The organism is Bacteroides sp. L008 (assembly GCF_040812255.1).
Classification (GTDB): Bacteria; Bacteroidota; Bacteroidia; order Bacteroidales; family Bacteroidaceae; genus Bacteroides; species Bacteroides vicugnae.
In genome coordinates this window covers 4,247,357-4,273,664 of sequence record NZ_JBFNXO010000001.1, presented here as the reverse complement: position 1 = coordinate 4,273,664, position 26,308 = coordinate 4,247,357, and the positions used below count along the sequence as shown (strand labels likewise).

General features: G+C 48.0%; 28 protein-coding genes. 9 read left to right on the top strand and 19 right to left on the bottom strand.

The features are described 5' to 3' along the window. The first annotated feature begins 18 nt into the window (after window positions 1-18). From mobC to AB3G73_RS16795, 4 genes are all read left to right on the top strand, one after another. Entirely contained in the window at window positions 19-2,028 is a 2,010-nt protein-coding gene (gene mobC / locus AB3G73_RS16810; RefSeq protein ID WP_007662663.1) for a conjugal transfer protein MobC, read from the top strand. Window positions 2,029-2,182: 154 nt separating this feature from the next. Then, entirely contained in the window at window positions 2,183-2,464 is a 282-nt protein-coding gene (locus AB3G73_RS16805; RefSeq protein WP_004295465.1) for an Imm17 family immunity protein, read from the top strand. 4 nt (window positions 2,465-2,468) lie between these two features. Beyond that, window positions 2,469-2,864, top strand: a complete 396-nt coding sequence (locus tag AB3G73_RS16800; RefSeq protein ID WP_004295466.1) for a hypothetical protein — start codon at window positions 2,469-2,471, stop codon at window positions 2,862-2,864. Beyond that, entirely contained in the window at window positions 2,861-3,247 is a 387-nt protein-coding gene (locus AB3G73_RS16795) for a hypothetical protein (RefSeq protein ID WP_004295467.1), read from the top strand. The genes AB3G73_RS16800 and AB3G73_RS16795 overlap by 4 nt, the downstream gene beginning before the upstream one ends. A gap of 28 nt (window positions 3,248-3,275) precedes the next feature. On the opposite strand, the gene AB3G73_RS16790 is transcribed toward AB3G73_RS16795, so the two are convergent. The 16 genes from AB3G73_RS16790 to AB3G73_RS16715 all read right to left on the bottom strand — a co-directional run bounded on the left by AB3G73_RS16790 (window position 3,276) and on the right by AB3G73_RS16715 (window position 13,836). Then, complete coding sequence (locus AB3G73_RS16790) at window positions 3,276-3,866, bottom strand: DUF4948 family protein (protein WP_004319175.1); 591 nt, start codon at window positions 3,864-3,866, stop codon at window positions 3,276-3,278. A gap of 92 nt (window positions 3,867-3,958) precedes the next feature. Continuing rightward, on the bottom strand, window positions 3,959-4,504 hold the full coding sequence (locus AB3G73_RS16785; protein ID WP_004295469.1) for a DUF1629 domain-containing protein: 546 nt from the start codon (window positions 4,502-4,504) through the stop codon (window positions 3,959-3,961). Window positions 4,505-4,579: 75 nt separating this feature from the next. After that, window positions 4,580-5,185 carry a hypothetical protein gene (locus AB3G73_RS16780; RefSeq protein ID WP_004295470.1) on the bottom strand — a complete coding sequence of 202 codons (606 nt, stop codon included), beginning with the start codon at window positions 5,183-5,185 and terminating at the stop codon, window positions 4,580-4,582. A 65-nt stretch (window positions 5,186-5,250) separates the two neighbouring features. Beyond that, window positions 5,251-5,871 (bottom strand): hypothetical protein, encoded by a 621-nt coding sequence (locus tag AB3G73_RS16775; RefSeq protein WP_004295471.1) that lies wholly within the window; start codon window positions 5,869-5,871, stop codon window positions 5,251-5,253. Window positions 5,872-5,929: 58 nt separating this feature from the next. Beyond that, window positions 5,930-6,685, bottom strand: coding sequence for a hypothetical protein (locus AB3G73_RS16770; protein WP_004295472.1), 756 nt, complete (start codon window positions 6,683-6,685; stop codon window positions 5,930-5,932). A 70-nt stretch (window positions 6,686-6,755) separates the two neighbouring features. After that, the gene (locus AB3G73_RS16765; RefSeq protein WP_017141492.1) at window positions 6,756-7,043 is read right to left on the bottom strand and encodes a hypothetical protein; all 288 of its coding nucleotides are present in this window, start codon (window positions 7,041-7,043) and stop codon (window positions 6,756-6,758) included. Window positions 7,044-7,107: 64 nt separating this feature from the next. After that, window positions 7,108-7,563, bottom strand: coding sequence for a macro domain-containing protein (locus tag AB3G73_RS16760; RefSeq protein ID WP_004319182.1), 456 nt, complete (start codon window positions 7,561-7,563; stop codon window positions 7,108-7,110). A 414-nt stretch (window positions 7,564-7,977) separates the two neighbouring features. Next, the gene (locus tag AB3G73_RS16755; RefSeq protein ID WP_004295473.1) at window positions 7,978-8,319 is read right to left on the bottom strand and encodes a hypothetical protein; all 342 of its coding nucleotides are present in this window, start codon (window positions 8,317-8,319) and stop codon (window positions 7,978-7,980) included. A 57-nt stretch (window positions 8,320-8,376) separates the two neighbouring features. Further along, window positions 8,377-8,988 (bottom strand): hypothetical protein, encoded by a 612-nt coding sequence (locus AB3G73_RS16750; protein WP_004319185.1) that lies wholly within the window; start codon window positions 8,986-8,988, stop codon window positions 8,377-8,379. A gap of 76 nt (window positions 8,989-9,064) precedes the next feature. Then, complete coding sequence (locus AB3G73_RS16745; protein ID WP_007851804.1) at window positions 9,065-9,760, bottom strand: Imm19 family immunity protein; 696 nt, start codon at window positions 9,758-9,760, stop codon at window positions 9,065-9,067. Window positions 9,761-9,841: 81 nt separating this feature from the next. Further along, complete coding sequence (locus tag AB3G73_RS16740) at window positions 9,842-10,306, bottom strand: Imm21 family immunity protein (RefSeq protein WP_009040062.1); 465 nt, start codon at window positions 10,304-10,306, stop codon at window positions 9,842-9,844. Between the two features lie 62 nt (window positions 10,307-10,368). Beyond that, entirely contained in the window at window positions 10,369-10,932 is a 564-nt protein-coding gene (locus tag AB3G73_RS16735; RefSeq protein ID WP_009017699.1) for a hypothetical protein, read from the bottom strand. Window positions 10,933-11,010: 78 nt separating this feature from the next. Continuing rightward, on the bottom strand, window positions 11,011-11,904 hold the full coding sequence (locus AB3G73_RS16730) for an immunity 22 family protein (protein WP_005647542.1): 894 nt from the start codon (window positions 11,902-11,904) through the stop codon (window positions 11,011-11,013). Window positions 11,905-11,986: 82 nt separating this feature from the next. Beyond that, a complete protein-coding gene (locus tag AB3G73_RS16725) occupies window positions 11,987-12,424 on the bottom strand; it encodes a hypothetical protein (protein WP_016212890.1) in 438 nt (145 codons plus the stop codon). 67 nt (window positions 12,425-12,491) lie between these two features. Continuing rightward, window positions 12,492-13,610 (bottom strand): site-specific integrase, encoded by a 1,119-nt coding sequence (locus AB3G73_RS16720; protein WP_004319196.1) that lies wholly within the window; start codon window positions 13,608-13,610, stop codon window positions 12,492-12,494. Window positions 13,611-13,668: 58 nt separating this feature from the next. Next, on the bottom strand, window positions 13,669-13,836 hold the full coding sequence (locus AB3G73_RS16715; protein ID WP_004303813.1) for a hypothetical protein: 168 nt from the start codon (window positions 13,834-13,836) through the stop codon (window positions 13,669-13,671). 87 nt (window positions 13,837-13,923) lie between these two features. Here AB3G73_RS16715 and AB3G73_RS16710 point away from each other — a divergent pair, with 87 nt between their 5' ends. The 5 genes from AB3G73_RS16710 to AB3G73_RS16690 all read left to right on the top strand — a co-directional run bounded on the left by AB3G73_RS16710 (window position 13,924) and on the right by AB3G73_RS16690 (window position 24,393). Continuing rightward, window positions 13,924-15,381, top strand: coding sequence for a DUF3945 domain-containing protein (locus AB3G73_RS16710; RefSeq protein ID WP_004303814.1), 1,458 nt, complete (start codon window positions 13,924-13,926; stop codon window positions 15,379-15,381). Window positions 15,382-15,384: 3 nt separating this feature from the next. Further along, window positions 15,385-15,597, top strand: a complete 213-nt coding sequence (locus AB3G73_RS16705; protein WP_007486319.1) for a hypothetical protein — start codon at window positions 15,385-15,387, stop codon at window positions 15,595-15,597. 15 nt (window positions 15,598-15,612) lie between these two features. After that, window positions 15,613-17,712 (top strand): type IA DNA topoisomerase, encoded by a 2,100-nt coding sequence (locus AB3G73_RS16700; protein WP_007851815.1) that lies wholly within the window; start codon window positions 15,613-15,615, stop codon window positions 17,710-17,712. Window positions 17,713-17,855: 143 nt separating this feature from the next. Next, window positions 17,856-18,305 (top strand): DUF1896 family protein, encoded by a 450-nt coding sequence (locus tag AB3G73_RS16695; protein ID WP_007486316.1) that lies wholly within the window; start codon window positions 17,856-17,858, stop codon window positions 18,303-18,305. Further along, window positions 18,292-24,393: a helicase-related protein gene (locus AB3G73_RS16690; protein ID WP_007486315.1), complete on the top strand. Its 6,102-nt coding sequence runs from the start codon at window positions 18,292-18,294 to the stop codon at window positions 24,391-24,393. Before AB3G73_RS16695 ends, AB3G73_RS16690 begins: the two co-directional genes overlap by 14 nt. A 63-nt stretch (window positions 24,394-24,456) precedes the next feature. On the opposite strand, the gene AB3G73_RS16685 is transcribed toward AB3G73_RS16690, so the two are convergent. The 3 genes from AB3G73_RS16685 to AB3G73_RS16675 all read right to left on the bottom strand — a co-directional run bounded on the left by AB3G73_RS16685 (window position 24,457) and on the right by AB3G73_RS16675 (window position 26,248). Beyond that, window positions 24,457-25,470: a YhcG family protein gene (locus AB3G73_RS16685; RefSeq protein WP_004295486.1), complete on the bottom strand. Its 1,014-nt coding sequence runs from the start codon at window positions 25,468-25,470 to the stop codon at window positions 24,457-24,459. Window positions 25,471-25,606: 136 nt separating this feature from the next. Beyond that, the gene (locus tag AB3G73_RS16680; RefSeq protein ID WP_004295487.1) at window positions 25,607-25,933 is read right to left on the bottom strand and encodes a helix-turn-helix domain-containing protein; all 327 of its coding nucleotides are present in this window, start codon (window positions 25,931-25,933) and stop codon (window positions 25,607-25,609) included. 3 nt (window positions 25,934-25,936) lie between these two features. Next, entirely contained in the window at window positions 25,937-26,248 is a 312-nt protein-coding gene (locus AB3G73_RS16675; protein ID WP_004303820.1) for a helix-turn-helix domain-containing protein, read from the bottom strand. Between the last annotated feature and the right edge of the window lie 60 nt (window positions 26,249-26,308).

Here is a 26,308-nt window from a genome sequence, read left to right as displayed (position 1 = left end):
TTATTAAATCTTACGGTTATGCAACAGGAAGACGACCTTCGGGGTCTTGCAAAAACAATGGATTTCATGCGGGCATTGAGTATCTTGTTCGTGGTTATCAACATCTACTGGTTCTGCTACGGGCAGATACGGGAATGGGGAATCAATATCGGCGTGGTCGATAGGATTCTGCTGAACTTCGACCGCACCGCGGGGCTGTTCCGGAATATACTATGGACGAAACTTTTCGCCGTCGTGTTCCTCGCCCTTTCATGCCTCGGGACAAAAGGAGTAAAAGAGGAGAAAATTACCTGGCGGAAAATCACGGCATCGCTGGCCACGGGAGGCGTGCTGTTCTTCTTCAACTGGTGGCTGCTGGACTTGCCGCTGACGGCAACGGCGAACGCGGCTTTCTACATACTGACCCTATCGGCCGGGTATATCTGCCTCTTGATGGGCGGCGTGTGGATGTCCCGCCTGCTGAAGAACAATCTCATGGATGACCCTTTCAACAACGAGAACGAATCATTCCAGCAGGAAACACGCCTGATCGAGAACGAGTACTCCATAAATCTGCCGACGAAATTTTACTATAACAAACAGTGGAACAACGGGTTCGCCAATGTCGTAAACCCGCAAAGGGCTTGCATCTGCATGGGAAGCCCGGGCAGCGGGAAGAGTTATTGTGTTGTAAACCAGTTTATTAAACAGCAAATCGAAAAGGGCTATACCCAATACATCTATGACTACAAGTTTCCCGATCTTTCGGAAATCGCCTACAACCACCTGCTGAATCACCAGAAAGGTTACAAGAAAATCCCGACTTTCTACGTCATAAATTTCGACGACCCGCGCCGCTCGCACCGCTGTAACCCCATTCACCCGGACTTCATGACCGATATTTCGGACGCCTACGAGAGCGCCTATACCATCATGCTCAACCTGAACCGAAGCTGGGTGCAGAAGCAGGGCGATTTTTTTGTGGAAAGCCCCATTATCCTTTTCGCGGCCGTGATCTGGTTCCTGCGCATCTACGACAACGGGCGGTATTGTACCTTCCCGCACGCCATCGAGTTCCTGAACAAGCGGTACGAGGATATTTTCCCGATTCTGACATCCTACCCGGAACTCGAAAACTACCTCAGCCCCTTTATGGATGCCTGGCTCGGAGGCGCTCAAGACCAGCTCCAGGGCCAGATAGCATCGGCCAAAATTCCGCTTTCCCGCATGATTTCGCCCCAGCTATATTGGGTCATGTCGGGCGATGACTTCACGCTCGACATCAATAACCCGGACGATCCCAAGATACTCTGCGTGGGGAACAATCCCGACAGGCAAAACATTTACGGAGCGGCTTTGGGATTGTATAATTCCCGGATTGTCAAGCTCATAAATAAGAAAGGCCAGCTCAAATCGGGCATCATCATTGACGAGTTGCCGACAATCTACTTCAAGGGACTCGACAACCTGATCGCCACGGCCAGAAGCAACAAGGTCGCCGTGCTGCTGTGCTTCCAGGATTTTTCACAGTTGAAGAGGGACTACGGGGACAAGGAGGCCGCCGTCGTGATGAACACGGTGGGCAACATCTTCTCCGGGCAGGTCGTAGGTGAAACGGCCAAGACACTCTCGGAGCGGTTCGGTAAGGTATTGCAGAAGCGGCAGAGCATGACGTTGAGCCGCAGCGACAAATCGACATCCATATCCACGCAGCTGGACAGCCTGATCCCGGCCTCGAAGATCTCGACGCTCACGCAGGGAATGTTCGTCGGGGCCGTGGCGGACAATTTCGACGAACGTATCGAGCAGAAGATTTTCCACTGCGAGATTGTCGTGGACAACGAAAAAGTGAAAGCGGAAACGGCCCGGTACAAGAAGATACCACAAATTACCGACTTCACGGACGAGAACGGGACGGATCACATGAAACAGGTCGTGCAGGAAAACTACGAACGTATCAAGGCAGAGGCCGGCCGCATCGTCGCCGAGGAACTGGAACGTATCAAGAACGACCCGGTGCTTTGCAAGCTCCTGCCGGAACAGAACTAAATGAACACAAACACCCCCGCAAACAACCTCCGTGACCTTAACGGGGGCCGTTTCCTGGTTTTATAACCGTACAGCCGGTGTTTTGGAGCATAAAGTAGTGATTATGTGAACGGAAAACATTATTTTTGTGTTCGGAATCCTTTTAATTATAAGTATGACAGTTACCGATATATACGAAGCAATGAACAGCAAGGCGGAAGCGTTTTTCGAGTGGTTGCAGGCTCACCCGAAATACGGGTTGCTGTTTGGGGTCGGGTTGCTTGCCCTATGGCTTGCAGGGTTGCTGTTCCGTTGGAAATGGGCGTGTCATTGGCAGTTTAACAGCAAACTGTGGTTATTTGACGATTGCAAGCCTGAAACACGCCGCAGGGTTCAGATTGTGTTGGTCAGCGTTCTGATTATACTTATATTGGTTGGTTTCTTTGTATGGAGATAACGGTATGGAAAAGGACAATCGCAAATACCGGATCTGCTTCATCGACTATATGTGGTATGTAGCCGAGATATGGCACGAAAGGGAGCGTACCAATCTCAACGGACGTATGCTACTGTTTTGGTGCTGGCTCTTCGTCCTACTCATACCGCTTGGGGTTCCGCCGATATTGCGCCTTTTCGGCTGGATGATTGGTTTGGCCATAGTGATTCCTCTCTGCTTTCTTCCCGATTTATTCTGCAAGCTACGCTATACAGCCGGACGGCGTGAAGCGCTCCGTGAACATTACGGGAAGATGAAACATCCCGGCAGGAAGCTCGCCAAAATAGTTCTTATCGCTATCGCCCTGATCGTGGCAAATGTAGCGCTGATGTTCCACCTCGGATTTATACATTGGGCATGATGAAACGGCAGGAGAATAAGCAACGGTTCTATCTCTGGGACTACCTCTGGTGGATGGGGGAGAAATTGGAACAAGCAAGACGAACAGGCAGGGTCGATGGCGAAATGATGCTCTCGATTTATATCTTCGCTCTTTTGATATTCCCTATGATGACTGTTACTATCCGGCTTTTTCCAGGTGTGTCGGCATTGTTGCCATGTGTCGTTTTTAGCATTGTCACATTTGCCGTTATGTCGCTCGTCAGCAGGATTTACAAATGGCGAGGCAAAGCAGTGATGTCTCACTATGCCAAGTGCAGGTTTAACGAACTCCTTGCGGTTCTGTTATTTTTCCTTGCGATAGCCATTATCTGCTTTATGATGTATCTTCTTGACAAAAAGTGAAACAAGCTTTGATACGAACTCCGGGCCGTTATATCGAATGGTCTAACTCGATGTACCAGTTTCCCTTGATGGGTTTGTAAAGCGTGGTGTCGTTGTACGTCCTGCGGTAGATCTCGTTCAGGTCGCCATATTCGGTGATACGGATATTCCGACGGCTTCTCAATCCGGGATCGTAAACGAAACTCTTGGACGTTCCCGCATCCACGATGCCGTGGGAGTAGTACGGCATAACAAGGCTCACATATACCGAATCTGCCGTTCCCCATTCCCTGCGATCAACAAGGATAAAACCGCATCCAATCTCTGATAACAAGGAGTCGAGTAGGATTCGCTCCGGCTTCAACAGTCCATATACCGGAATGTCTTGTTCGTCATTCGTTTCATGGAATGTATCGCTTTGTTCTGTTGAATCAAGTATAATGACCTCTTCCGGAGAAAGCGGCGGGTAGTGAAAACTACCTTCTGAACTCTCTGCCATGATTTCGTACACCTTACGGAACGCCACCTCGTGCGTGGTGAAATGGCGTATCATTTCCTCGTCCGACGGCGGCATGGGAGGCTCTCCGCAGCTTGCGGCAAGCAGGATTACAAATAACAGGATTATGATTGGTGTTCTCATTTTCTAATGTTTAATAGGATGCAGATAATCACTGTTTAAGTGATTGATGTGCGTGTTATCAATACTTTAACTACAAACTTTAAAACAATCATTCATTTTATAATAATAGTTTCGTATCTATCAAAATGTATTCCTTGAAGATGATGTTTCAATACAAGGTTCTTAAATTCCTCCCCATAAAAAGTATAGCGACAATTTACATTCGGAAGTCTGAAAATAGTTTGCTCTTGGATTTTATTTTTATCCAACACAAATTTATTTATACAACTCACCCATCCTCTTTCTTTATCTAACCACACTATATCTGATTCTTTTTCAATCAAAGCATCTATTATATTGGTACAATGAAAAAAATAAAAACCTTTTGGCGACTTTATATCAAGAATTTCTCCATTTTTGATAAGAATATTTTCTAAAATACTTAATGCTTTGTCGCTAATAGTTAATAGAGGATTACAAAATTGTGATAAATCAAAATGTTTATGTCTATTACTTTTTTTCCATATATATTCCATCTCAGGAGGATTCCACTGCTTTAGTAAACCTTCAGCATGTCCCATACAATTTTGCCAATCTTCCACATTTGGAAAACGTAAATCGTTAAATCCTTCTAAACTACCTATTAAGTAAAAGTTCATATTGTCGTACTGTAATTGATAATGGTTTGACGGGGAACGGCGTTAGTCCGTTATCCCGGCTTGTTAATATTAAATTTATGTTTCCTGATAGATTGTTTCAGAATATAATTCTGTCGAAAGAATAATAGATTTTAATTCTCCATTAGACTTATAATCAAATGAATGTTGTAACGTATCCTGTTCAATATCATTTCTATCAAATTGTCTTATAACTATTTTTTGTAGGCGGTCATTTTCATAAAAATATGTTTCTTCTCTACTTCCACGAGAACCCTTTGAATACATTTTCTCTATTTTACCATTACTTCCATATAGATAATATCGGACATTCACAATACGTTTGCTATTATCATATGCAATAGTTTTCATGAGTTCCTTTTCATAAATGAAAAAGGTGTAATAGAATTGATTTTTAAGTTCCAAGCCCTCTCGGATTTCTATAATTTGATTTTTTACATCGAAATAATAAGTAAATAGGTTATTAGTTGTTTTGAGAGAAGTTACATTTCCAACTATTTTCCCTTGCTTAAACCTGTTTCTTTGATAAGAATAAGGGGATATTTCGTAGAACTCACCTTTGTAATTCTCTTCCCTTACAACATTCTTATCAATTTCTCTTTTCAATTCATCAAACATATTTCTCAATGAATTAAAATCATCTTTCAATTTATCAGGTATCATAGTGTTTCCTTTTAATATTAATGTTTGGTGGCTAACCGACCTTTCAGGGGTAGTTAAGCCGCTTGTTAGCAACCTCTTTTCGTTTTATAGATTATTTCAGAATATCCATTTGGAAATGATTTGGTAATACTTTCTAAAGCCCCATCGTCTTGATATTGGAATATATGAATTAAATCATTACCACTATTACCCTCAATATCATATTGTTTGACTTCAATATGTGTCAAAGCATTTTCTTTATAGATATAATTCTCTTCACGGCAACCATACCTACCACATAACTGTGACCGTTTCAGCTTTCCGCCCTCAAAAAAGTAATGGCATACATTCATCAAATGTTTTCCATTATCGTATAGAATACTTTTCACAAGATTGTCTGTATAATACAGGAAAGTGTGATAAAACTGATTTTCAATAGAACAACCAACCTTAACTTCTACGATTTGATTTTGGTTATTAAATCCGTAGATACAAAGATTTTTGGTGCTTTTTATTGTATCAGGACGCTTTACAGGTTTTCCTTGTTTGCAACCATTACGCTGATAGGAATATGGAGTAAGTTCATAAAACTCGCCCTTATACAACTCAGTCCTGACAACATCGTCTTCTATTTGTTGCCTTATGGTTTCAAAGTCATTTTTCAATGCTTCAAATTCAGTTCTTATAGTTTCTCCAATCATTTTCATCTTTTTGGGGTTGCTAATGTTCGGCAGCGTTCCGCTTATTCAATCGGTTTGCTGTTTGTTATCGGTCTATTTCTTCTGTTTCAATCTTGCCTCCAAGTTGTTCAATTTCTTTTCGATATTCATCCACAATTATAGAGTTCCCTATTCCAAGTAAAATTTTATCTCTTGAACAAAATTCCTTGATTTCACTTAGTGGAACAGAAAATTTCTTTTTTAAGTACAGCATAATTTTAGGCAATTCATTTCCCTTGTCTGCAAGATATATATTGTAAATCTTAGGACTAATGATTGTCAGATAATCATCTAATTCCGTATTCTCAAATTGCACAAACTCGGCAGTTGGTAATATTGCATAACGAAAACAATCCGATTTTGTATCACAAAACACAATGGAATAACCGCCTCTGTTAAGTTGCTTGTTCATAGCTTGGAACAACAAAGGCAAATAGTCACCTCGGCGAATTTTGTCCCAATCCAAAGAATCCTCAAACTTTTTAGTGTTCCATAAGAAACGTTCTATCCCATAATTCTTTAACATCATCGTAATGGAACGCTTAACCTGCCCTGAATATTCTTCACCACTCCAATCAATAACTGCCATTCTGTGAGAAACTATAGCAAAACAAAGCATAATATCTACTTCACTAAATTCATTGTCTTCAGAGCTTGTATCGTACCATCCCTTTTCAAACATTTTCCTATGTTGAAGGACAAAGGTTCTCTTATCTATATTGAACAACTGAATCATTTCTAAAAATTCATCATAGTGTTCTTTTAATAACACTTTAGCGAATAATTGAAGTTTACTATCCATATTTTAATTTTTAGACCGATAATGTTTGTTGGATAATCGACCTTTGGAAGATTAATCCGTATGCTATCGTTTATTTCAACTTAATTAGTTTTTCATATTGACAAGAAACATCAAGAAGTTTATCTACTAATTCATCTCCAAGCCAACAATCTATTAGATATTTGCCATAACTTGGTGTAAACGAGTAAATATCTTTATCAATCGCATTAATCATATTTTCCAATTCTTTTTGTACATTATGTAATGCACCATCAGGAAGAGAAGTCTTCCTACATTCAAAAGGTTGCGCTAATATTCTTTTTACATCATCAAGTATATTCACACAACAACTTTTTACTGTTTCTTTTCTACTTACCATATTAAACGATAATGTTCGGCGAATAATCGTCCTTTAGGGAGATTGATACGCTTGTTATCTGCCTTTATTCGCTTTGATAAGTTTCAACTACATACAAATCAACATTAGGATAATCATTTGAAACTGTCTCTATAATTGCTTTTACATCATCCCATTTTAATCCTCCTAATCCAGCACCGATTGCAGGTAAGGCTATTGCCGTTACATTATCACCACTGGCTAACTCAAGCATCTGTATCAGTGCCTTTTCGATATACTCTATTTTAGCTCGTGTTCGCCACGTTGCTTGAGTACCAAGGTTATATATATGTCCATTGCCATAATCATAATCAAAAACATCACCGGGGCAAAACTTATTTTCTTTGCACAACTGCTTATATTCAAGATACATATCTGGATATTTGCTTTTGAACTGTACGGCAATGCCTTTACCCATTGCACCGGCACAATTACAACCATGCGCATAACTGCTCACTCCATCAATACGGAATATGTCGCCTTTTTCAATATACCTAATCATTGTTTTTTTCTTTTTTATTGTTAATTATTCTGGGCAGATAATGTTTGGTGGCTAACCGACCTTTCAGGGGAGGTTAAGCCGCTTGTTACTAACATTTTATTGTGTCAATTCATTATTAGTTTTACAACAGACCAATGACATTTGCAACAATATATATTGTCGCTATGTTGTTCTATACCTTCTATATCTATCATTGGAAGTTGTAATTTCTTTCCTTTCATCACAATCTCAAACTCATTGAAATGCCAATCTTTAAGTTCTTGTTTTTCTATTGTGAAGCCACAACTCTGTAAAAGTGTTGTAAGCTCTATTATAGGATTGCATATTGATTTGTATTGACACATATTATTTTTTCCTTGTTAGTAATGTCCGGCAGATAAACCGCCTTCAATGTTTCATCTGTTTGTTAGCAACCTATTTTCTATCAATCTTTTGTAAAAGTTGATTGTAATACTTCTCTAACATTTTGATGTTATTTTTTCTGTCAATTTTTCCACTTTCATTATCTGTGTATGCAAACCACTTAAATAGCAATTCAACAAAAATATGTTTACCAATTTCTGTTAAAGAACTTTCCTTAATAATTGAAGGCATGATTAGGTTTCCTTCATTATCACATGGATTATCACACAAAAGCCCCTTTCCGTATGCGTAGTTTAATAAGTTCTGACAACAGACTTTTGCGTAGTCTTTATCTCTCTGACGGATTTGAGCTTCTATAAGTCCGTCAACATCAAAAATTATTTGGTCACTCATATTCTTTTTAGTTTGTAAAGTTGCTAATGTTCGGCGGATAATCTCTCTTACGGAGATTTATCCATTTGTTACCGATGTGCCATTTATTTCTATTTCTTTAAATTTTAAAAACTCATTTGCCTTATACAAATGAAGTAATTGCATTTTCATATTTTCATTGACAATGTTTTTATAAAAACCGTATTTATTCCACCCTTTTAAAAAGAACCCATCTACAGATGAAGGTATTTTAGACATATCTAACACAAGTGTACTCATGCATTCAAATTCTTCTCGTTTGGAATGAATATTGTCAACACAATCAATTACTTCATTAAAAATAATTGCCATATAATCAAGTGGGAAATCTCCATATACTGAAACCCTTTTTAAAGAAATTCCTTTTATGGAGGACAATTCGTTTATATTCAATATATCTTCTCTGACAAGAAACAAATGGCTGACTTCAGCAAATTCTGGCATTCTTATTTGCCCAAATCCAGATATACTTTTAGCGATTAGCCCCTTACCTTTGATAAGAGCTTTTATCTGATACCTTTCCGATGAAGATGAATCTATAATTCTTTGAAAATTAATTTCTTTATCTTCATATATAAACTCCCACGAATATGTAATACATTTCTTCCATATTCGATTTTCTCCATTCAAGTATATTTTATACCATTTCATATTGTCATTGTTAATCGGTAATGTTCTGTGGATAATCGACCTTTATAGGAGATTAATCCGCTTGTTAGTTGCATATTTATAATCTCGATAAAAGGATATTTAGCTCCTTTATTTCCTGCCTTTCATCATCATATACCAAAGCATTTCTATATGAATGATTGCTTGTACATATCGTTCCTATCTTGGGAATTTCTTGTATGTCAGAGTTGGATATTAATAATCCATTCAAGATACATTTACCTATATATGCGGAATGTTCCTTGAATAAGGGAATTTGTTGCAATCGTTGGATTATTGCATTAAGTGCTATGCCTTTTTCTTGTTCCCTGATTGCAGACAAAGGTAAGAGTAAATGGAACAGTACATCTCCATATTTCTCTTTTGTAATCCTCATTAATTCCGAATATGTGAGATACTTCAAGTGAAAGTTGCCACTAACTTCCCCGATTAAAGTGTCATTCAAAAAATAATATGTACAGCAAGGATGAAATTCTATTGTCAATACAATATCGCTGCCGATAGGAAGTGTTAGAGTTCTTGGGTTTTCTATTTCACCTTGATTTTCGGATGTTTTCAAATCAATTTGAGATAGCCAACACCAATATTTCTTGTACTTCTTTTTATCCAACAATGTTAGTACAAGTTCTTCATCCCATACTTCATCAAAATTCACATCCCTTTCTTCATCAAAGGCTTGAATATGATGATGCAACATTACGTTCCAAAAAAGTGCATTTGAGAACGAATATTCTTTTTCCGATATTACATTCATTTTTATTTCATTTTGGGCTGCAACTAATGTTCGGTGGCTAACCGACCTTTAAGGGGAGGTTGAGCCGCTTGTTAATCGTCTTTATTGGATTGAATGTATTATTAAAGATACTTCGTCTTTTTGATAAAGATAAGTTTTTATTATACAAGATGTTTTTTGTAATGATAAAAAAACTTTAACCGACGCTTCACAATAGGGAGACAAAGAATCAAATAGGACTAATTCAGTAGAATCCCATTTTACTTCAACTTCTTCTATTGGTTCAATCCCGTTTACGATATCATTCTCCAGAAGTTTTTCCACCGTTAAATAATCGGGAGCATACTTCCAGCGGATTATTAAGATTGCTCCATCTTTATTTACTATGCGTGTAGCCATCGGTTCATCTCCCATTACCAATAAGACATGATTGTCTATATAGATTTTCCCCAAGTAATCTGTTACGCTACATATAGCATTGTAGTTTTCTTGACCCTTCCATTGATGGGCATATTGTTGCTCAACAATGACAAATGGGCTTCCTGATGTTTCAATCCAATTATTCATATTTTTCTCAGCGATTAATGTTTGGTGGCTAACTAACCTTTATAGGAATGTTCAGCCGCTTGTTATAATAAGTTTCCAATATCAAAGCCTAATTCTTTTAATACATTTGTTTGTTCTTTTTGGTATTCTAAAGTTCCACTATGGATAAAATCTTTATTTACAATATAGCTATTGGGGAAATCCTTGTAATACCTCATTAGAAAGTCTGGTATAATTTCATAAGTATTAAAACAAAATAAAATCTTACCAGATTTTACTAATCTAATAAACTCCTCTTTACTTTCACATTGATAAAGGTTCCCATCTTCATGAAAAACTCTGCATTGATCAAGAAATAATTTCATGTTGAAATTAGCAAAATTAGCTAAATATTGAGGGCGTTGCCACCGTGCAATATCTGTACTGTCTGGAGATGATACGACTTTTCCCCATATACCTCGTTTTATAGGAAAAGAGTTACAGCTAAAATAGAGACGATAATGGGTTTGAGCAAATGTCTCTTCATTCAGTTCGCCTTCTAATGATGAAAAAACGCCATAACATTCGTTTGTCAAAAGTCTTACATAATATAATTCACCATTTCGACCATTAATTTTATAAATTGCCCCCAACTCATATTTTGCCATAATGCTTTGATTTTTATTTATTATAATGTCCAGTGGATAATCGACCTTTAAGGGAAATTTATCCGTTTGTTAGTCGCTTTATTCTGCAATATAAGTTTCCAAATATTGAATACCGTTGTAACTGTCTAATTCATTCACAAATTTTTCAGGTGTTTCATATGAATCATAATTTTTCTTCTTAATAAAGATTTTTTGATTCCTTTTGTTGTCCTTGAAACCATTGGGTATATAGCACACAATACAATTTGATGGCTTTATGTGGTATTCATCAATATCGGACTCAATATACCAGTCAAGGACAAGTTTGTTATCAATCATCATTCTAACAAGATTAAAAGGATTTTCGGGTTCATCCTTAATTTCCACAGTTAGAAATTCTGGATAGTAATACTTTATATTAACGTCTTTACAGAACTGACAGCGATGTTCCGGATTGGGACGTTTCTTTGTACGACCTTCTTCGTAATCTCGTATTTCTTTCATGTACTCATCTTGATTGAAATACTCCATAAATTCTTCCCGACTTTTAGCGGTTGTGCCAATCCAAATCATATATTCTAATCCAGCATTAGACCCTTGCATTCCTTCAGGCGACAGTTCAAACTCAAACGTACCAAGATAAGTCATGGTTGTGGTATTCTCTGCCTTCTTAGGAGATATACCCTCACGACAATTATAGCAGATAACAGCATTTGCCATTGTAATATTTTTATCAGCCATCGACAGACTTATCTTTTGGGTATCAGCAGGAATAAGGTTAAGTAATCCTGCCAAGCCGTCAGATGTGAATTTCATAATAAGAAAATCCTCATCATAGCTCATTACACCAAGCTCCTTACAGAACTGGCAACGAAGTTCCTTATTGTCTTCATCGTAATCTTTCCACCATTGACGGAAAGCCGATTGATCCATATATTTCTCAAAGTCAGCTTCGGAATCGAATTGACCGACCCATATCATTATCTTACTCATTTTCTTTTTTTATTTTTCAAGCGACTAATGTCCGGTGGCTAACCGACCATTAAGGGAGGTTTAGCCGATTGTTATCGTTCTGTTATCTTGTTTCTATTAATTGCCCTATTTCTCCTGTTTTTACATTAATTGAAAAGCGAAAATCGCAATTTGATATATTGATGAAAAAGTATAAAATTCCATTTTCAACTCTCACATCAACGAAATGTAGTGCTCTACCATAATATAGATTCCCGTAAGTAGCAATAAACAAATCAGACACATTCCAAACTACCTGATTTGCTCCGTTCAATACATAAGCTAAATTGAATCCACCTGTATATGGATTCTCAACAACACCGACTACATTATCATGTTCTAATAAAATAGCGCACAAACCACCTTTTTCTTGTTTCCGATTATACACCTTTCCATTACATTCCCATAAAATTTCAATAGGAAGAATATCTCCAACAGAGTAACATGATGTTGTACCCGGAGAAATTGGGCGAATATATTTAAATGACTCTATTTTATTCATTCCATTTATTTTTTATGAACGGTAATGTTATACTATCAGCCGATTTGGCTGTTATTTTCTTTAAGTATCAGACCTCGTCTTCCTCCATCAACAGATCGTCCAACGGGCTTTTGATATTGCTTTTGAAAGTGTCGGCTATGTGGACATACCTTTCTGTCGTCTTGATATTGTTATGTCCCATAAGCTCTTTCACTATCTTGATGTCGGTTCCCTGCTCCAGCAGGTGAGTGGCGAACGAATGGCGCAGCAGGTGCGGATAAATCCGTTTCGTGATTCCCGCTTCCCGGGCCGCTGCCTTCAGCCGTTTCGACACGATACTCTCGGTGAAAGGTTCTCCCGGTCTGTGTTCAAAAAGCCACACTTTCGGTTTGTATAGTCTGTTATATTCCGTCAGCTTTTTCATCAACGGTCTTGACAGCAGGGTGTAGCGGTCTTTTTTCCCTTTACCCTGCCGCACCCGTATCAGGGAGCGGGATTCGTTGATGTCGCCGGGTTTCAGTTCCAGCAGTTCGCTGATGCGCAACCCTGCGGAATAGAGTATGGAGAACATACAGAAGAAACGCAGGTCTGTCACCGTCACGTCGAGTATTTTCTTTATTTCCTCCTTGCTCAACACGTCGGGCAGCGTCTTCTCCCGTTTGGCACGGTTCACCTTGTAACACCGCCGTTCCTGACCGAGAACTTTCTCGTAATAGAACTTGATGGCGTTGATACGCTGGTTTTGCTGGCAGGAGGATATGTTTTTCTCGTGGATGAGATACAGCAGGTAGTCGTTTATCTCGCCGGGAGTAACCGTTTCAATCTTACGCCCCTCGAAATGCTGTTGGAAATCGCGGAAATAGGAGGTATATACCCTTACGGTATGGTCACTGTAACGCACTTGCTGAAGTTTTTCCAGATAGCCTTCCGGCAGTGGCGGCCGTTTGTCTTCCTCTTTACGGGGTGCGGTTTCCTTGATGGCAGAATAGTCTATAAACGCCATTTTTACATAGCGGTCGAAGAACTCGGCAAGCACGAAATCTTCTGCCGGCAGATAAGCCCTGCCGCCGACAAGCAGTACGTTTTCTTCCTTCGACAGCGACAAGCGGATGTCATTGTCATTACCGAAAGTCACTTCGACAAATTCTCTCCCGTTTCTTATCACCGGAGAAAGTTTGATCTTGGTTTTTGGGGTATATATTTCCATGCCTCACGTTTTGTCGGATATTGAAACCCGTTTTCGCAAATTTATAAAAAAACACGGGTTATCCATGCGCTTTATTGACATTTAACAATAGATCCCGACTACCTGACAAATAAGGTGAGGAGCCACGAAAATACCCTCTGCCAAATCCGTCCTTCCCGGCACTCCGTTTCTCCGATTTCCTCTGCCCTGCGCCACAAGCGGCCACTTCTGTGCCCGATGCTTCCATAGCCTTTCCAACTCTTTTACGTTCAGCCGGTTCCCCTTACTTTCGTTCCCGCATCGCTATTGGTGCTAACTAAAAACACTCGTAATTATGGACGAAAACGTAAAGAACGACGCTAAACAAGTCATGCTCGTTCAGAATGCCGACGACGGACGACTACAAGCCGTTACCGGCGTGGATCAGGACGGCAATATCCAGACCGCCGACCCCACGGATCAGAACGTGGCGAGCCTGCTGAACGTGAACACGCAGGATTCAGCCCTCGAAGCCTTCTTCAAAAAGTTCATGGAACAGGCCCAGAACCCCGTCCACACGGGTATCTTCGTCATGACGGAGAATGCCCTGAACAAACTTATCCGCATCGACTTCGACCCGGAGATTCTGGAAAATTACCGTATCGACCCCTCCGAACGGCTTCAGACGCAGGAGCAGCGGCAGTTCGAGCCGCTGGACGTCACGAAGATAGACCTGGCGGATATGGAGAAGAAAGGTATCCGCATGGAGGACATCGAGCCACACCTGAAAGCCATGTCTTACGGACATAAATCCAACGGGCTGGTGGAGATGAACCCCGAACTGGAGAACGGGATGCGTGTTTCCACCAAAGGGCGCGTGTCGCTCGAAGAGCAGGCGGACGGCTCGCTGCGCGTCGTGCCGCATTACTGGCAGGAACGGCCCGACCTCGACGCCCCCTTCCACGGGGTGCTGCTCGATGAGGAGGCGAAAACGAACCTGATGAACACCCGTCATGCCGGGAAAGTGATCGACCTGGAGCTGGAGCCGGGCAAGCTCACGCCCTGCTACGTGTCGATAGACAAATGGACGAACACTCTGGAACCCATGCCCGTTTCGCTACTCGAAAAACGTGCCCGTATCAAGGAGGCCGACCTCTCGGAAGGCAAGCAGATGGATTTCTACGGCGGCGGCAAGGTGTTGCTCGAAGGATATACCACCCGCGCGGGTTATAAGCGGGATGCCTATATCCAAATCGACGCGGCCGAACGTAACTATTCCTTTACCTACGACGGTTTGGATCGCAACCGCTACGCCCAGGAGAACAAGGAGATTTACCGCCAGAAGGCCGCCGAGAAAAACGGACGGCAGGAAACTACGGCCTCCGAACGACAGCCCACGCTCACGATTCACCGGACAATCCTCAAAGCCTCCGTGCCCAAAGAGGCTTATGACCAGTGGACGGAAGCGGTGAACGACCCCTCCAAGCGGGCGGATGTCAAGGCTTTCTACATCAAGGGCATGGTCAAGGACGGGCAGGGTGAGCCGTTCAACGCCTGGGTCAAGCCCAACTTCGAGCGTAACAAGATGGACTTCTTCCGCTGGAATCCCGACCGTGCGAAACGGCAGGGAGCGGAGGTCAAACCCGCCGTTGAAAGCCGTACCCAGGTCGCCGTCAATTCCGAGGGCAAGACCGTCGAAGCGGTCAAAGGTGTGAAAGAGCCGCTCAAGCAGGGACAGCAGGAGGCCACTCCGGCGCAAAGGAGAAATTACCGCAGCTGCAAAAAGAGCAACTCCAAAGGTGTCAAGGTATAACGTATGAAATGGTTCTACATGCAGACCGGAGCCATGCCGCTCCTGATCGCAGCGCTGGCCGCCTTATACCTCCGGCCGGGTAAACGCAGCCCCCCGGAGGAGGCAGACGACGGACGGCAGTATTACGACGGGAACAGCAACCATGTCTATTACGACCGCCGGCTGATCGCCCGTCCGGAAAAAGAGAAAGAAGAACTACAAGAAAACAACCACTGAAAAATCCGAATCATCATGCAAGTTATTATCGCAGAAAAGCCCTCGGTGGCGCGTGAGATCGCCGCCATCGTGGGAGCCACGAACCGTAAAGACGGTTTTATAGAGGGAAACGGCTATGCCGTAACCTGGGCCTTCGGCCACCTGGTCGGGCTGGCAATGCCCCAACAGTATGGCATCGCGGGTTTCCGCCGGGAAAACCTGCCTATCCTGCCATCATCGTTCATCCTCCTGCCCCGGCAGGTTCGGGAGGGTAAAGAGTATAAGGCCGACCCGGGTGTCGTGAAGCAGCTCGGTATTCTCCGGGAATTGTTCGGCATGGCCGAGCGCATCATCGTCGCGACCGACGCGGGGCGTGAAGGGGAGCTGATCTTCCGCTACATCTACTCTTACCTGGAATGCCGTACCCCTTTCGTGCGGTTATGGATCAGCAGCCTGACCGACCGGGCCATCCGCGAGGGGTTACAACACCTTCGCCCCGGCAACGAATACGACAACCTTTACCTCTCGGCCAAAGCCCGCAGCGAAGCCGACTGGATCGTCGGTATCAACGCCTCGCAAGCGCTTGCTGTGGCTGCCGGGCGGGGTGTCTGGTCGCTCGGACGGGTGCAGACCCCCACGCTGGCGATCATCTGCTCCCGTTACCTGGAGAACAAGGCGTTCAAGCCCGCCACCTATTTCCGGCTGAAGCTTTCCACGGCAAAGGAGGGCACGGAGTTCACCGTCCTCTCCACGGAGAAATTCGACGGCAGGGAGAAGGCGGAAGCAGCCCGCGCCGAGGTTATCGGCGCCCGAACGGTACGCGTCGTGAACGTGGAGCGCAAGGAGACCAGGGAACAGCCGCCTCTCTTGTACGACCTGACGACACTCCAGAAAGAGGCCAACAGCCGGTATGGTTTTTCGGCAGAAAAAACGCTCGACATCGCCCAGTCGCTTTACGAGAAGAAGTTCATCACTTATCCCCGTACCGGCTCACGCTATATATCGGAAGATGTGGCCGAGGAGATTCCGGCACTCATCGGGAACATGACACGCTATCCCCGTTTCGCGGAATACGCGAGCAGGATGGATACCGCATCTCTCTCCCGCCGAAGCGTGGACAACGAAAAGATCGCCGACCACCACGCGCTGCTTCCCACCGAGAACCTCCCTTCCGAACTGGATGCCGACCACCGCATCGTCTATGAGATGGTCGCGGGGCGGATGCTCGAAACCTTTTCCGGGGCCTGCGTGAAAGAAAACACTTCCCTTACCCTGCAAAGCGCGGGGCATGATTTCACGGCCCGCGGCAGTATCATGGTCGAGACGGGCTGGCGGGCCGTCCTGAATGAACCTGTCGAGGAGAAAGAGGAGGACATGACCCTCCTTCCCGACATCGTACAAGGCGACGAGCTGCCCGTCAAAGGATGCGGCACGGAACAGAAACAGACCCGGCCGCGCCCCCTTCACACGGAATCGAGCCTGCTGGCGGCGATGGAAACCGCCGGACGCGAACTGTCCGACGAGGCCGAACGCGAGGCGATGAAGGATGCCGGCATCGGCACGCCCGCCACCCGTGCCGCCATCATCGAAACGCTCTTTGCCCGCGAGTATGTCAGGCGAGAGAAAAAGTCGCTTGTACCCACGGACAAGGGACTGGCCGTGTATGCCGTGGTCAGGGACAAGAAGATCGCCGATGTCGCCATGACGGGCGGCTGGGAACTGGCCCTCTCGAAGATCGCTACCGGGGAGATGGACGCCCCGACGTTCCATCGCGGTATCGAAGTCTTCGCCTCGCAAATCGCCAAAGAACTGCTGGAAGCAAGAATCGACGGCGCGGAGAGTGACACAGCCTGCCCGCGTTGCGGCAGGCCCGTGGTGTTCTATCCCAAACTCGCCAAGTGTCAGAATCCCGATTGCGGCCTGACCGTATGGAGAACCGTGGCCCGCAAGGAGCTGACCGACAAGCAGCTCGCGGAACTGCTGACCAAAGGCAAAACCGGCACGATCCGAGGATTCGTCAAAAACGGCGGCGGGACGTTCGACGCGGCCCTCACGCTCGATGACCAGTTCAAGACCTCGTTCGTTTTCGAGCCACGCGATACTCCCAGGCAGGGAAAGAGGAACAAACGGAAATAATCGTTACCTTTGCCACTGGAAAAGACCTGTCATAACGAGATACGCTTGTTTGATAAGGATTTTTTCAGTGGTCGGCGCTTCGGGTGGGAACCCGGGGCGCCTTTCTCTTCCCCGATTATCAACGACCACTAAAAATTCTTATCATGCCAGACAAGCAACACCATACCCCCACGGGGGAATTGTCCTATTACGGACTTTCGTTACTATCCTACCTCAAGGACAGCCACCCGGAACTCATCGCCGAAGGTGAATTCATCGCCGAGCGGGCCGACAGCGCCGCCCAAGCGTACAGCGAGGCGATCCGTTCGGGCTGCAACCACATCGAGGCCGAAGAAATTGCCCGCGAGGAACTCTACCGCGGACTGCACTTTTCACCCTACAACACGCTGGTAAACATCCTCTGGAGGGAATTCGAGGCGGAGATTCCCGAGGATACCGCCCGGCAGGCGGCTCTACGCCTGCTGCCCCTCTGCCGCGGAGTGCTGGAGAAGTACGACCTCACGGACGACTTCGCCGACACGCCCGACTACGAACTGTTCTATACCGAACTGACGGGAACCGTCCAAATACTTCTCGAAGATGGCATTCAATAAGAAAACCCACCTCCGCCAGAATATCGACGCGCTGAAGACGGCCTTCACGCTCGACAGGGAACGGCGGGCGCCGACTCCCGAAGAAGAAAGGACACTCGGCGCATACAGCGGCTTCGGCGCCATCAAGGAAGTGCTGGAAAACCCCACCGGGAAACCGGACAAGGACGGCATGGCAACGCTCGTGGCCGAGTTGCACGAGGTCATCAGGGCGAATACTCCCGACGAACGGGAATACAAGCGCTACATGGACGGGATCAAGAACTCCGTCCTGACGGCTTTTTACACGCCCCCGAAAGTGGCAGACGCCATCGTGGAGGCGATATGGGACACGCGGATCGTCCCAAAACGTATTCTTGACCCCAGCGCGGGAACGGGGGTTTTCGTCAATGCCGTGGATTTCCACGACCCCTACGCGGAGATCACCTGCTTCGAGAAAGACCCCGCCACGGGGTTGATCCTGAAGCACCTGCATCCCGAAAAACGGGTGCGGGTACAGGGATTCGAACGTATCGAACCCAAATACGCCGGTTACTACGACGTGGCCGTGAGCAACATCCCTTTCGGGGACGTGGCGCTCTTCGACCCGTTCTTCTCCACCCATACCGACCCCGTGCGGCGGCAAGGCACACGGGCGCTGCACAACTATTTTTTCATGAAGTCCGTCGATATGGTACGCGAGGGCGGCCTGGTGGCATTCATCACCTCGCAGGGAGTATTGAACGCCGAGCAGGGACGCCCCGTGCGCGAGTGGCTGATGAACCGCTGCGAGCCCGTATCGGCCATCCGGCTGCCGAACAACCTCTTTACAGAACACGCAGGGACGGAGGTCGGCAGCGACCTGGTTATCCTGCAAAAGAAAGCCGCCACGGGGGAACTGTCCGAACGGCAGCGGGATTTCATCGAATCCCGCAAGCTGTCGAACGGCATCCGGATAAACAACCTTTTCCAGTCGTTCGACAGAGTGATCCATACCGAGGCCAAAGTAGGCAAAGACCCCTACGGCAAACCGGCGATGGAGTTCACCCACGCGGAGGGCGTGGACGGCATCGACCGGGAGATGCGGCGTATGCTCTCGGAGGATTTCAACCGGCATTTCAACGAGAGTTATTGCCTGGAACATGCTCCGGAACAGACACCCGGTACACCGGAGCGGGAATTGTCCCGTTCCCGTCAGGCGGAACGCCAGCGTGCCGAAAGATACGAGCCCCGCCTTGCCGGAGAAATCGTCAAGGAGATTATCGCCGACGCCCGTAACCTTCAGCAGCAGCGGGAAGAGGAGGAAAAACGCCGCGTCGTCGCAGAAATGGCGGCGCAGGGCTACCATGTCGATACCGAAACCGGGGAGATTACCCGAATCGAAAACAAACCCGGACAAGTGTTACCGGATTCTGCCGCCACACCCGCCGGAGAACCGACCGGAGAGGATCTGGCCGACTTCGGGGCCTGGTCGAAGGAGCGGGAGAATCGCTTGTGGGAGCAGCACCCGCCGAAACCCGAAGATTTCGGCATGGCGGATACTCCCGTGCAGCACGTGGGCGGAACAACGGAACCGAAACCGCGGGAGGGCTTCGCCGGGTCGCTTTTCGACACGGTGGAAACGGCGGCTGCCGAACCGGTAAACGTGCAGCAGGAACCGTTGCTGACGCTCTACGACCTGTTCGGCTTCAGCGCCGAGGAGCGGCGGCAGGCAGAACTCGGTATATCCAAGAAAAGGAACAGCCGCCGGGGAGCAAAGCGGAAGACGCCCCGGCAACCCTCGTTATTCGCCCCGGCCTCCTCTCCGGAGGAACAGAAGAGCGAAATGCCGAAAACGACGCCACCGGAGCGTGATCCCGAAGACTTGTATGCCTCCCTGAACTGGGAGGACAACCCGCCGATCAACGGCTTTTACGAGATGATGATGTCGCTTACCCCGGAACGGAGGGCGGAACTGCGCCGACAAAGCGCCCGGCAGCAGGAAACTCCGGAACAGCGGGAACGGCAGGCGGTACGCCCCCCGACGGAAGCCCCGAAAGACAGACGGAAACAAGCCGCCGGTACGCCGAGAACGGGCAGCTTGTTCGACACGTCGGAAAATCCGGAGGAGGAAGAACCCGGTAAAGAAACGCCACAGATACGGGAGGTGGATATGAAACCCCGCCCGTTCGAGGGGGAGGTCGCCCCCTATTTCCGCGAAGGGACACTCGTCACGGACGGACAAAACCGGGTCGGCTACCTGCGGGGGATTGAATCCCTGCAACCCATGTTCCACCCGCTGGAACTCACGCCTGCACAACGGACGAAAGCCTCCATGTATATCGAGATACGCGATGCCTATTACCACCTTTATAACAACGAGGCGGAAACGCTGACGGCGAACCCCGCCCTGCGGGAGATGCTCAACCGGCTTTACGACAATTTCACCGAACGCTTCGGACGGCTCAATGACAAACGCAACCTCGACCTGATCAAGATGGACGCGCGGGGGACGGAGATTCTATCGCTGGAGCGTTACATCGACGGCAAGGCACGCAAAGCCGACATCTTCGAGCGTCCCGTGGCCTTCAATCCCGATGAGATCACGCACGCCGACGATGCTTCGGAGGCCCTTGTGGCCAGCCTGAACAAGTACGGCCGGGTGGAACCTCGCTACATGGCATCGCTCACGGGAACTACCGTGGAGGGAATACTCGGGGAACTGAAAGGACGTATCTATTACAACCCGGAAACGGACGGCTACGAGGTTGCCGACAAGTTCATCGCCGGCAATGTCATCGGGAAAGCCGAACGGATCGAGGCGTTCCTGCGGGAGAATCCCGACCACGCCCCGGCCCGGGAATCGCTGGAGGCTCTGCGCGAGGCGACACCCAAACCCATCGCTTTCGACGACCTGGACTTCAACCTGGGCGAACGGTGGATTCCAAAAGGTATTTACGAGCGTTTCGCCTCCTCGCTCTTCGATACGGAGGTGAAGATCACCTTCGCCTCCAACCTGGACGAGTACGGCGTGAAGGCGGAAGCGACGAACGTGAAGATCACGGAGCAGTATGCCGTCAGCGCGCAGACCCGTAAGTACAACGGCCTGCACCTTTTGAAACACGCCCTGCAAAACACTTCGCCCGACATCACCAAGACCGTCCTCAAATGGGTGGACGGCGAACGGCGGGAGGTCAAAGTGCGTGACGGGGAGGCCATACAGCTCGCCAACAGCAAGATAGACGAGATCCGGGGTGCTTTCCCCGAATGGCTGCGCGAGCAGTCGTCCGACTTCAAAGACCGCCTGACAGACCTCTATAACCGTACTTTCAACTGTTACGTGCGCCCGAAGTACGACGGGACGCACCAGGAATTCCCCGACCTCGACCTCAAGGGGCTGGGAATAGACAATCTGTATGACAGCCAGAAGGACGCGATATGGATGGACAAACTGCTCGGCGGCGGGATAATCGACCACGAGGTGGGCGGCGGAAAGACCCTCATCATGTGCTGCGGGGCCTACGAGAAGAAACGCCTCGGACTGGCCAACAAACCCATGATTATCGGGCTGAAAGCCAACATCCATGAAATAGCCCGGACGTTCTGCACCGCTTACCCGATGGCCAAAGTCCTCTACCCGGGCAAGGAGGATTTCACGCCCCGGAAGCGTGAGCGCATCTTCCGGGAGATACGCAACAACGACTGGGACGCCGTGATCCTCTCGCACGAACAGTTCGGCATGATACCCCAGTCTCCGGAGATACAGCAGGAGATATTGCAGGCCGAGCTGGACTGTGTGGAGGAGAACCTCGAAGTGCTCAAAGCACAAGGCAGGGACGTTTCCCGCGCCATGATGAAAGGGTGTCAGAAACGCAAGGCCAACCTGGAAGCCAAGTTGCAGAAGGTGGCGCACGCGCTGGAAACACGCAAGGACGACGCCGTGGACTTCCGCCTCATGGGTATCGACCACCTCTACGTGGACGAGAGCCACAAATTCAAGAACCTGACTTTCACGACCCGGCATGACCGGGTGGCGGGCCTCGGAAATCCCGAGGGGTCGCAGCGGGCGCTCAACATGCTTTTCGCGCTGCGTACCATACAGCAGCGCACGGGCCGCGACCTGGGGGCGACGTTCCTCTCGGGAACGACCATCTCCAACTCGCTCACGGAACTGTACCTGCTTTTCAAGTACCTGCGCCCGAAGGAACTGGAGCGTCAGAATATCCGCACCTTCGATGCCTGGGCGGCCATTTTTGCCAAGAAAACCATCGACTACGAGTTTTCCGTGACCAACGAGGTCGTGCAGAAAGAACGGTTCCGATATTTCATCAAGGTTCCCGAACTGGCCATGTTCTACTCCGAGATTACAGATTACCGCTCGGCGGAGGATATAGGGATCGACCGACCGCAAAAGAACGAGATATTGCACAATATCCCGCCGACACCCCAGCAGACGGAGTTCATAGAACGGCTGGTGCAGTTCGCCAAATCGGGCGATGCCACGCTCCTGGGCCGCCTGCCGCTCTCGGAGCGGGAGGAAAAGGCGAAAATGCTCATTGCCACAGACTACGCCCGCAAGATGTCGCTCGATATGCGTATGATAGACCCCGAACTATACAGCGACCACGTGGACAACAAGGCGAGCCACTGCGCCCGTATGATTGCCGGTTACTACCGCCGTTTCGAGGCGTACAAAGGTACGCAGTTCGTATTCTCCGACCTGGGAACCTACAAACCCGGAGCGGGGTGGAACGTCTATTCCGAGATACGGCGTAAACTCGCGGAGGATTACGGCATACCCCAAAGCGAGGTGCGGTTCATCCAGGAGGCGACCTCGGAAAAAGCGCGCAAGGAGATGATCGCCGGTATGAACACCGGAAAAATCCGCGTACTCTTCGGATCGACCGAGATGCTCGGGACGGGAGTGAACGCGCAGAAACGCTGCGTGGCGATACACCACCTGGACTGCCCCTGGCGTCCCAGCGACCTGGAGCAGCGCGACGGGCGGGGAATACGCACCGGGAACGAGATCGCCAAACTCCATGCCGACAACAAGGTGGACGTGATATTATACGCCGTCGAGAAGTCGCTCGACGCCTACAAGTTCGGGCTGTTGCACAACAAGCAACTGTTCATCCGCCAGCTCAAGACCAACAACATGGGAAGCCGTACCATCGACGAGGGGGCCATCGACGAAAAGAGCGGCATGAATTTTTCCGAGTATGTCGCCGTCCTCTCGGGAAATACAGACCTGCTGGACAAAGCCCGCCTGGAGAAGAAGATTGCCACGCTCGAAAGCGAACGCCAGGCATTCGTGCGCGGCAAATCATCGAGCCGCTACAAGCTGGAGCAGATCACGGAGAAGATAGAGAAGAACAACGACCTGATACGGCGTATCGGCAAGGATCTGGAACACTTCAAGGCCCGCGTCGAGTTCAACGAGGACGGCTCGTACCGCAATCCCGTGAAACTGAACGGGCTGGAAACCTCCGACCCCAAGCTCATCGGGAAACAGCTCAACCATATCGCCGAAACGGCACGCACGCTCGACAGGCTCGAACCCATCGGGAGCCTCTACGGGTTCGAGCTGCTCGTCCAGAGCGAAACGACCGGGAAAGACGGGCTCGACCTGGTGCAGAACCGTTTTTATGTCCGGGGTGAAGGGGATTATCTATACCAGTATAACTACGGGAATATCGCCTCCGACCCGCGACTGGCGGCGATGAACTTCATCCACGCGCTCGCGACCATCGAGCCGACACTGGAGAAATTCCGGAAAAAGAATGAGGAACTGGAGAAAGATATTCCCGTCCTGCGGGAAGTGGTGGAAAGTTCCTGGCGCAAGGAGCCCGAACTGACGGCCCTAAAAGCTGACCTGACGGAAATAGACCGCAGGATACAGCAAAGCCTCAAACCGATAGAAGAGAGCGAGGGAAAGGAGGCGGAGGAGGATAACGACGTGTGCCGGGAACGGCATGACACGGCGGAAGAGCTCCCGAAGGAAGACAACACGGCGGCCCGTATTCCTTCCCGGCTGCGGCAGATTGCCGACGCCTCCGGGGGGCGCATCGTGATCGCGGGCGTGGGCAGCCCGCCGGAGAACGGCCCTGCGAAGAAAGGGATCAAGATGTAAACGAAAAGCCGACGGAAGTACAGATTTCCATCGGCTTTTTTCATATGTCCGTGAGCGTTGTCGTCACACTTCCTGCAAGAGTGTTTGCAGCTCCTCCTGCGTGGGAAGATAGGTCATGTACTGGGCGGCGAAGACCTGCTTTTCATCTTCGGGCAGCGTATAACGGACGACCGCGTCGTTTTTCTCCGCGCAGAGGACGATACCCACCGGAGGGTTATCCCCGGGATTCATCAACTCACGGGTGTAGTAATTGACATACATCTGCATCTGCCCCAAATCCTGATGGGTCAGCTCCCCGGATTTAAGGTCTATTAAAACGAAACAACGGGCCAGGTAATTGTAAAAGACCAGGTCGATGTAGAAATGCTTGTCATCGAAGGAGATACGCTTCTGTCGCGCGACGAAGGCGAAGCCTTTCCCGAGTTCGAGCATCAAGCGCTGCAAGCGGCTGATGAGCAGTTGCTCCAGATCGGTTTCCAGAAAATGCTCTCCCTGCGGGATACCGAGAAACTCCAGGATATACGGGTCGCGGATGATCTCTTTGGGTTCGACACGTCCGGGTTCGGTACGGGAAATCTCCTCTTTCACAGCTTTCTTGTCTCGGCTGGCCAGCAGGCGGTCATAGAAAAGCGTGTTGATTTGGCGGTCGAGCTGCCGGACACTCCAGTTTTCCTTGACGCACTCGTGCAGGTAAAAATCACGGGCGGCATCGCCCGACACCTTGAGAAGCGTGCGGCAATGCGACCAGCTCAATTTATCACACAGCGTGTGATATTTCGGGTAGCACTGGTAAAACTGCCTCATGTACCGCAGGTTGGTGGCCGTGAACCCGTTTCCGAACTCCGCCACGAGCCGCCTGGAAAGGGTGTTGATGACAGCCTTGCCATATCCGGCACGGTCGGTTCCCTGCTGCTCGTACTCCACTATGTATTTCCCTACCTGCCAGTAAGCCCTCACGAGGGTCGAATTGACATGATGTATCACCTTCGCGCGCGCTTCCTGCAAGATATGGCGCACATTATGCAGCAGCTCTTCCTCCCCTTTGTCGGCAGGATATATTTTATCAGTTTCTTTCATTGCTTCATTATTATATAGGCTTCATTCAGCAAACATACTGATTTTACGGCAAATATCGAGCGGTTGTACCGCCTTGTCGTGCCTTATTCCATGTATCTCCGCGTTTTTCCATGACGCCGGACTCTCGGGACAGGGCCTAACCGGAACCGGCAGGACGATCCTTTTTCAGCTTGCGGAAATTACTGAAGTTACGCTCGATGAACCGCAGGACGTCCGATTCCCGGTAGAAGGTCTTGTGATAGATCATCTCGTAAGGCAGCTCTCCCGAGGTGCGGTAACGCTGGAGTGTGCGCTTGCTGATATTGAGCATACGGCACAGGTCGTAATTGTCCAGAAGACGCTCCCCGTCAGGCAGGATGGAAAGCGGTTGCTCCACGTCCCCCGCGCACAGCTTCTCGATACGTTCCAGCCGTTCCGAGAGCCGCTGCATCCATCCGTCGAAATATTCCTTGTCCAGAAACATGGCCTACTCCTTTGGTCGGTTTTTGCGCCGCACGGAACGCTCCTTCAGCACACGGCGGATTTCCGTGAGGGAATAATACAGCTTCCGGTTGATGGCCGAATAGGTGATCACGTGATCCGAGCGGAGGCGTTGAAGGGTACGCCCGCTGATACCCAGGTAACGGCAGACCTGCTCGCCGTCCATCCATTCGTCGTTTATATACTCCTTATTCCATGCACGCCCCTTTTCAGGGAGAGAGGCGATTGCAGCCTCTATTTTCTCTATACGCCCGACAAGCTCGTTATAGGCTCGCGAACCGATCACTATGATTTTCATACTCCTTTGTTTTTTAGTCTGTTACAAAGGTCGGGCTTATATGGACAGCTTAAAACGAGG

What these genes read in the sequence shown, in the direction of transcription:
- AB3G73_RS16725 (WP_016212890.1), bottom strand. Translation starts at nt 12,424, where the DNA reads ATGAATAAAATAGAGTCATTTAAATATATTCGCCCAATTTCTCCGGGT.
- mobC (WP_007662663.1), top strand. Translation starts at nt 19, where the DNA reads ATGCAACAGGAAGACGACCTTCGGGGTCTTGCAAAAACAATGGATTTC.
- AB3G73_RS16705 (WP_007486319.1), top strand. Translation starts at nt 15,385, where the DNA reads ATGAAATGGTTCTACATGCAGACCGGAGCCATGCCGCTCCTGATCGCA.
- AB3G73_RS16795 (WP_004295467.1), top strand. Translation starts at nt 2,861, where the DNA reads ATGATGAAACGGCAGGAGAATAAGCAACGGTTCTATCTCTGGGACTAC.
- AB3G73_RS16770 (WP_004295472.1), bottom strand. Translation starts at nt 6,685, where the DNA reads ATGGATAGTAAACTTCAATTATTCGCTAAAGTGTTATTAAAAGAACAC.
- AB3G73_RS16675 (WP_004303820.1), bottom strand. Translation starts at nt 26,248, where the DNA reads ATGAAAATCATAGTGATCGGTTCGCGAGCCTATAACGAGCTTGTCGGG.
- AB3G73_RS16685 (WP_004295486.1), bottom strand. Translation starts at nt 25,470, where the DNA reads ATGAAAGAAACTGATAAAATATATCCTGCCGACAAAGGGGAGGAAGAG.
- AB3G73_RS16695 (WP_007486316.1), top strand. Translation starts at nt 17,856, where the DNA reads ATGCCAGACAAGCAACACCATACCCCCACGGGGGAATTGTCCTATTAC.
- AB3G73_RS16700 (WP_007851815.1), top strand. Translation starts at nt 15,613, where the DNA reads ATGCAAGTTATTATCGCAGAAAAGCCCTCGGTGGCGCGTGAGATCGCC.
- AB3G73_RS16790 (WP_004319175.1), bottom strand. Translation starts at nt 3,866, where the DNA reads ATGAGAACACCAATCATAATCCTGTTATTTGTAATCCTGCTTGCCGCA.
- AB3G73_RS16730 (WP_005647542.1), bottom strand. Translation starts at nt 11,904, where the DNA reads ATGAGTAAGATAATGATATGGGTCGGTCAATTCGATTCCGAAGCTGAC.
- AB3G73_RS16775 (WP_004295471.1), bottom strand. Translation starts at nt 5,871, where the DNA reads ATGAAAATGATTGGAGAAACTATAAGAACTGAATTTGAAGCATTGAAA.
- AB3G73_RS16785 (WP_004295469.1), bottom strand. Translation starts at nt 4,504, where the DNA reads ATGAACTTTTACTTAATAGGTAGTTTAGAAGGATTTAACGATTTACGT.
- AB3G73_RS16780 (WP_004295470.1), bottom strand. Translation starts at nt 5,185, where the DNA reads ATGATACCTGATAAATTGAAAGATGATTTTAATTCATTGAGAAATATG.
- AB3G73_RS16760 (WP_004319182.1), bottom strand. Translation starts at nt 7,563, where the DNA reads ATGATTAGGTATATTGAAAAAGGCGACATATTCCGTATTGATGGAGTG.
- AB3G73_RS16800 (WP_004295466.1), top strand. Translation starts at nt 2,469, where the DNA reads ATGGAAAAGGACAATCGCAAATACCGGATCTGCTTCATCGACTATATG.
- AB3G73_RS16690 (WP_007486315.1), top strand. Translation starts at nt 18,292, where the DNA reads ATGGCATTCAATAAGAAAACCCACCTCCGCCAGAATATCGACGCGCTG.
- AB3G73_RS16755 (WP_004295473.1), bottom strand. Translation starts at nt 8,319, where the DNA reads ATGAGTGACCAAATAATTTTTGATGTTGACGGACTTATAGAAGCTCAA.
- AB3G73_RS16805 (WP_004295465.1), top strand. Translation starts at nt 2,183, where the DNA reads ATGACAGTTACCGATATATACGAAGCAATGAACAGCAAGGCGGAAGCG.
- AB3G73_RS16710 (WP_004303814.1), top strand. Translation starts at nt 13,924, where the DNA reads ATGGACGAAAACGTAAAGAACGACGCTAAACAAGTCATGCTCGTTCAG.
- AB3G73_RS16745 (WP_007851804.1), bottom strand. Translation starts at nt 9,760, where the DNA reads ATGAATGTAATATCGGAAAAAGAATATTCGTTCTCAAATGCACTTTTT.
- AB3G73_RS16720 (WP_004319196.1), bottom strand. Translation starts at nt 13,610, where the DNA reads ATGGAAATATATACCCCAAAAACCAAGATCAAACTTTCTCCGGTGATA.
- AB3G73_RS16715 (WP_004303813.1), bottom strand. Translation starts at nt 13,836, where the DNA reads ATGGAAGCATCGGGCACAGAAGTGGCCGCTTGTGGCGCAGGGCAGAGG.
- AB3G73_RS16750 (WP_004319185.1), bottom strand. Translation starts at nt 8,988, where the DNA reads ATGAAATGGTATAAAATATACTTGAATGGAGAAAATCGAATATGGAAG.
- AB3G73_RS16740 (WP_009040062.1), bottom strand. Translation starts at nt 10,306, where the DNA reads ATGAATAATTGGATTGAAACATCAGGAAGCCCATTTGTCATTGTTGAG.
- AB3G73_RS16765 (WP_017141492.1), bottom strand. Translation starts at nt 7,043, where the DNA reads ATGGTAAGTAGAAAAGAAACAGTAAAAAGTTGTTGTGTGAATATACTT.
- AB3G73_RS16735 (WP_009017699.1), bottom strand. Translation starts at nt 10,932, where the DNA reads ATGGCAAAATATGAGTTGGGGGCAATTTATAAAATTAATGGTCGAAAT.
- AB3G73_RS16680 (WP_004295487.1), bottom strand. Translation starts at nt 25,933, where the DNA reads ATGTTTCTGGACAAGGAATATTTCGACGGATGGATGCAGCGGCTCTCG.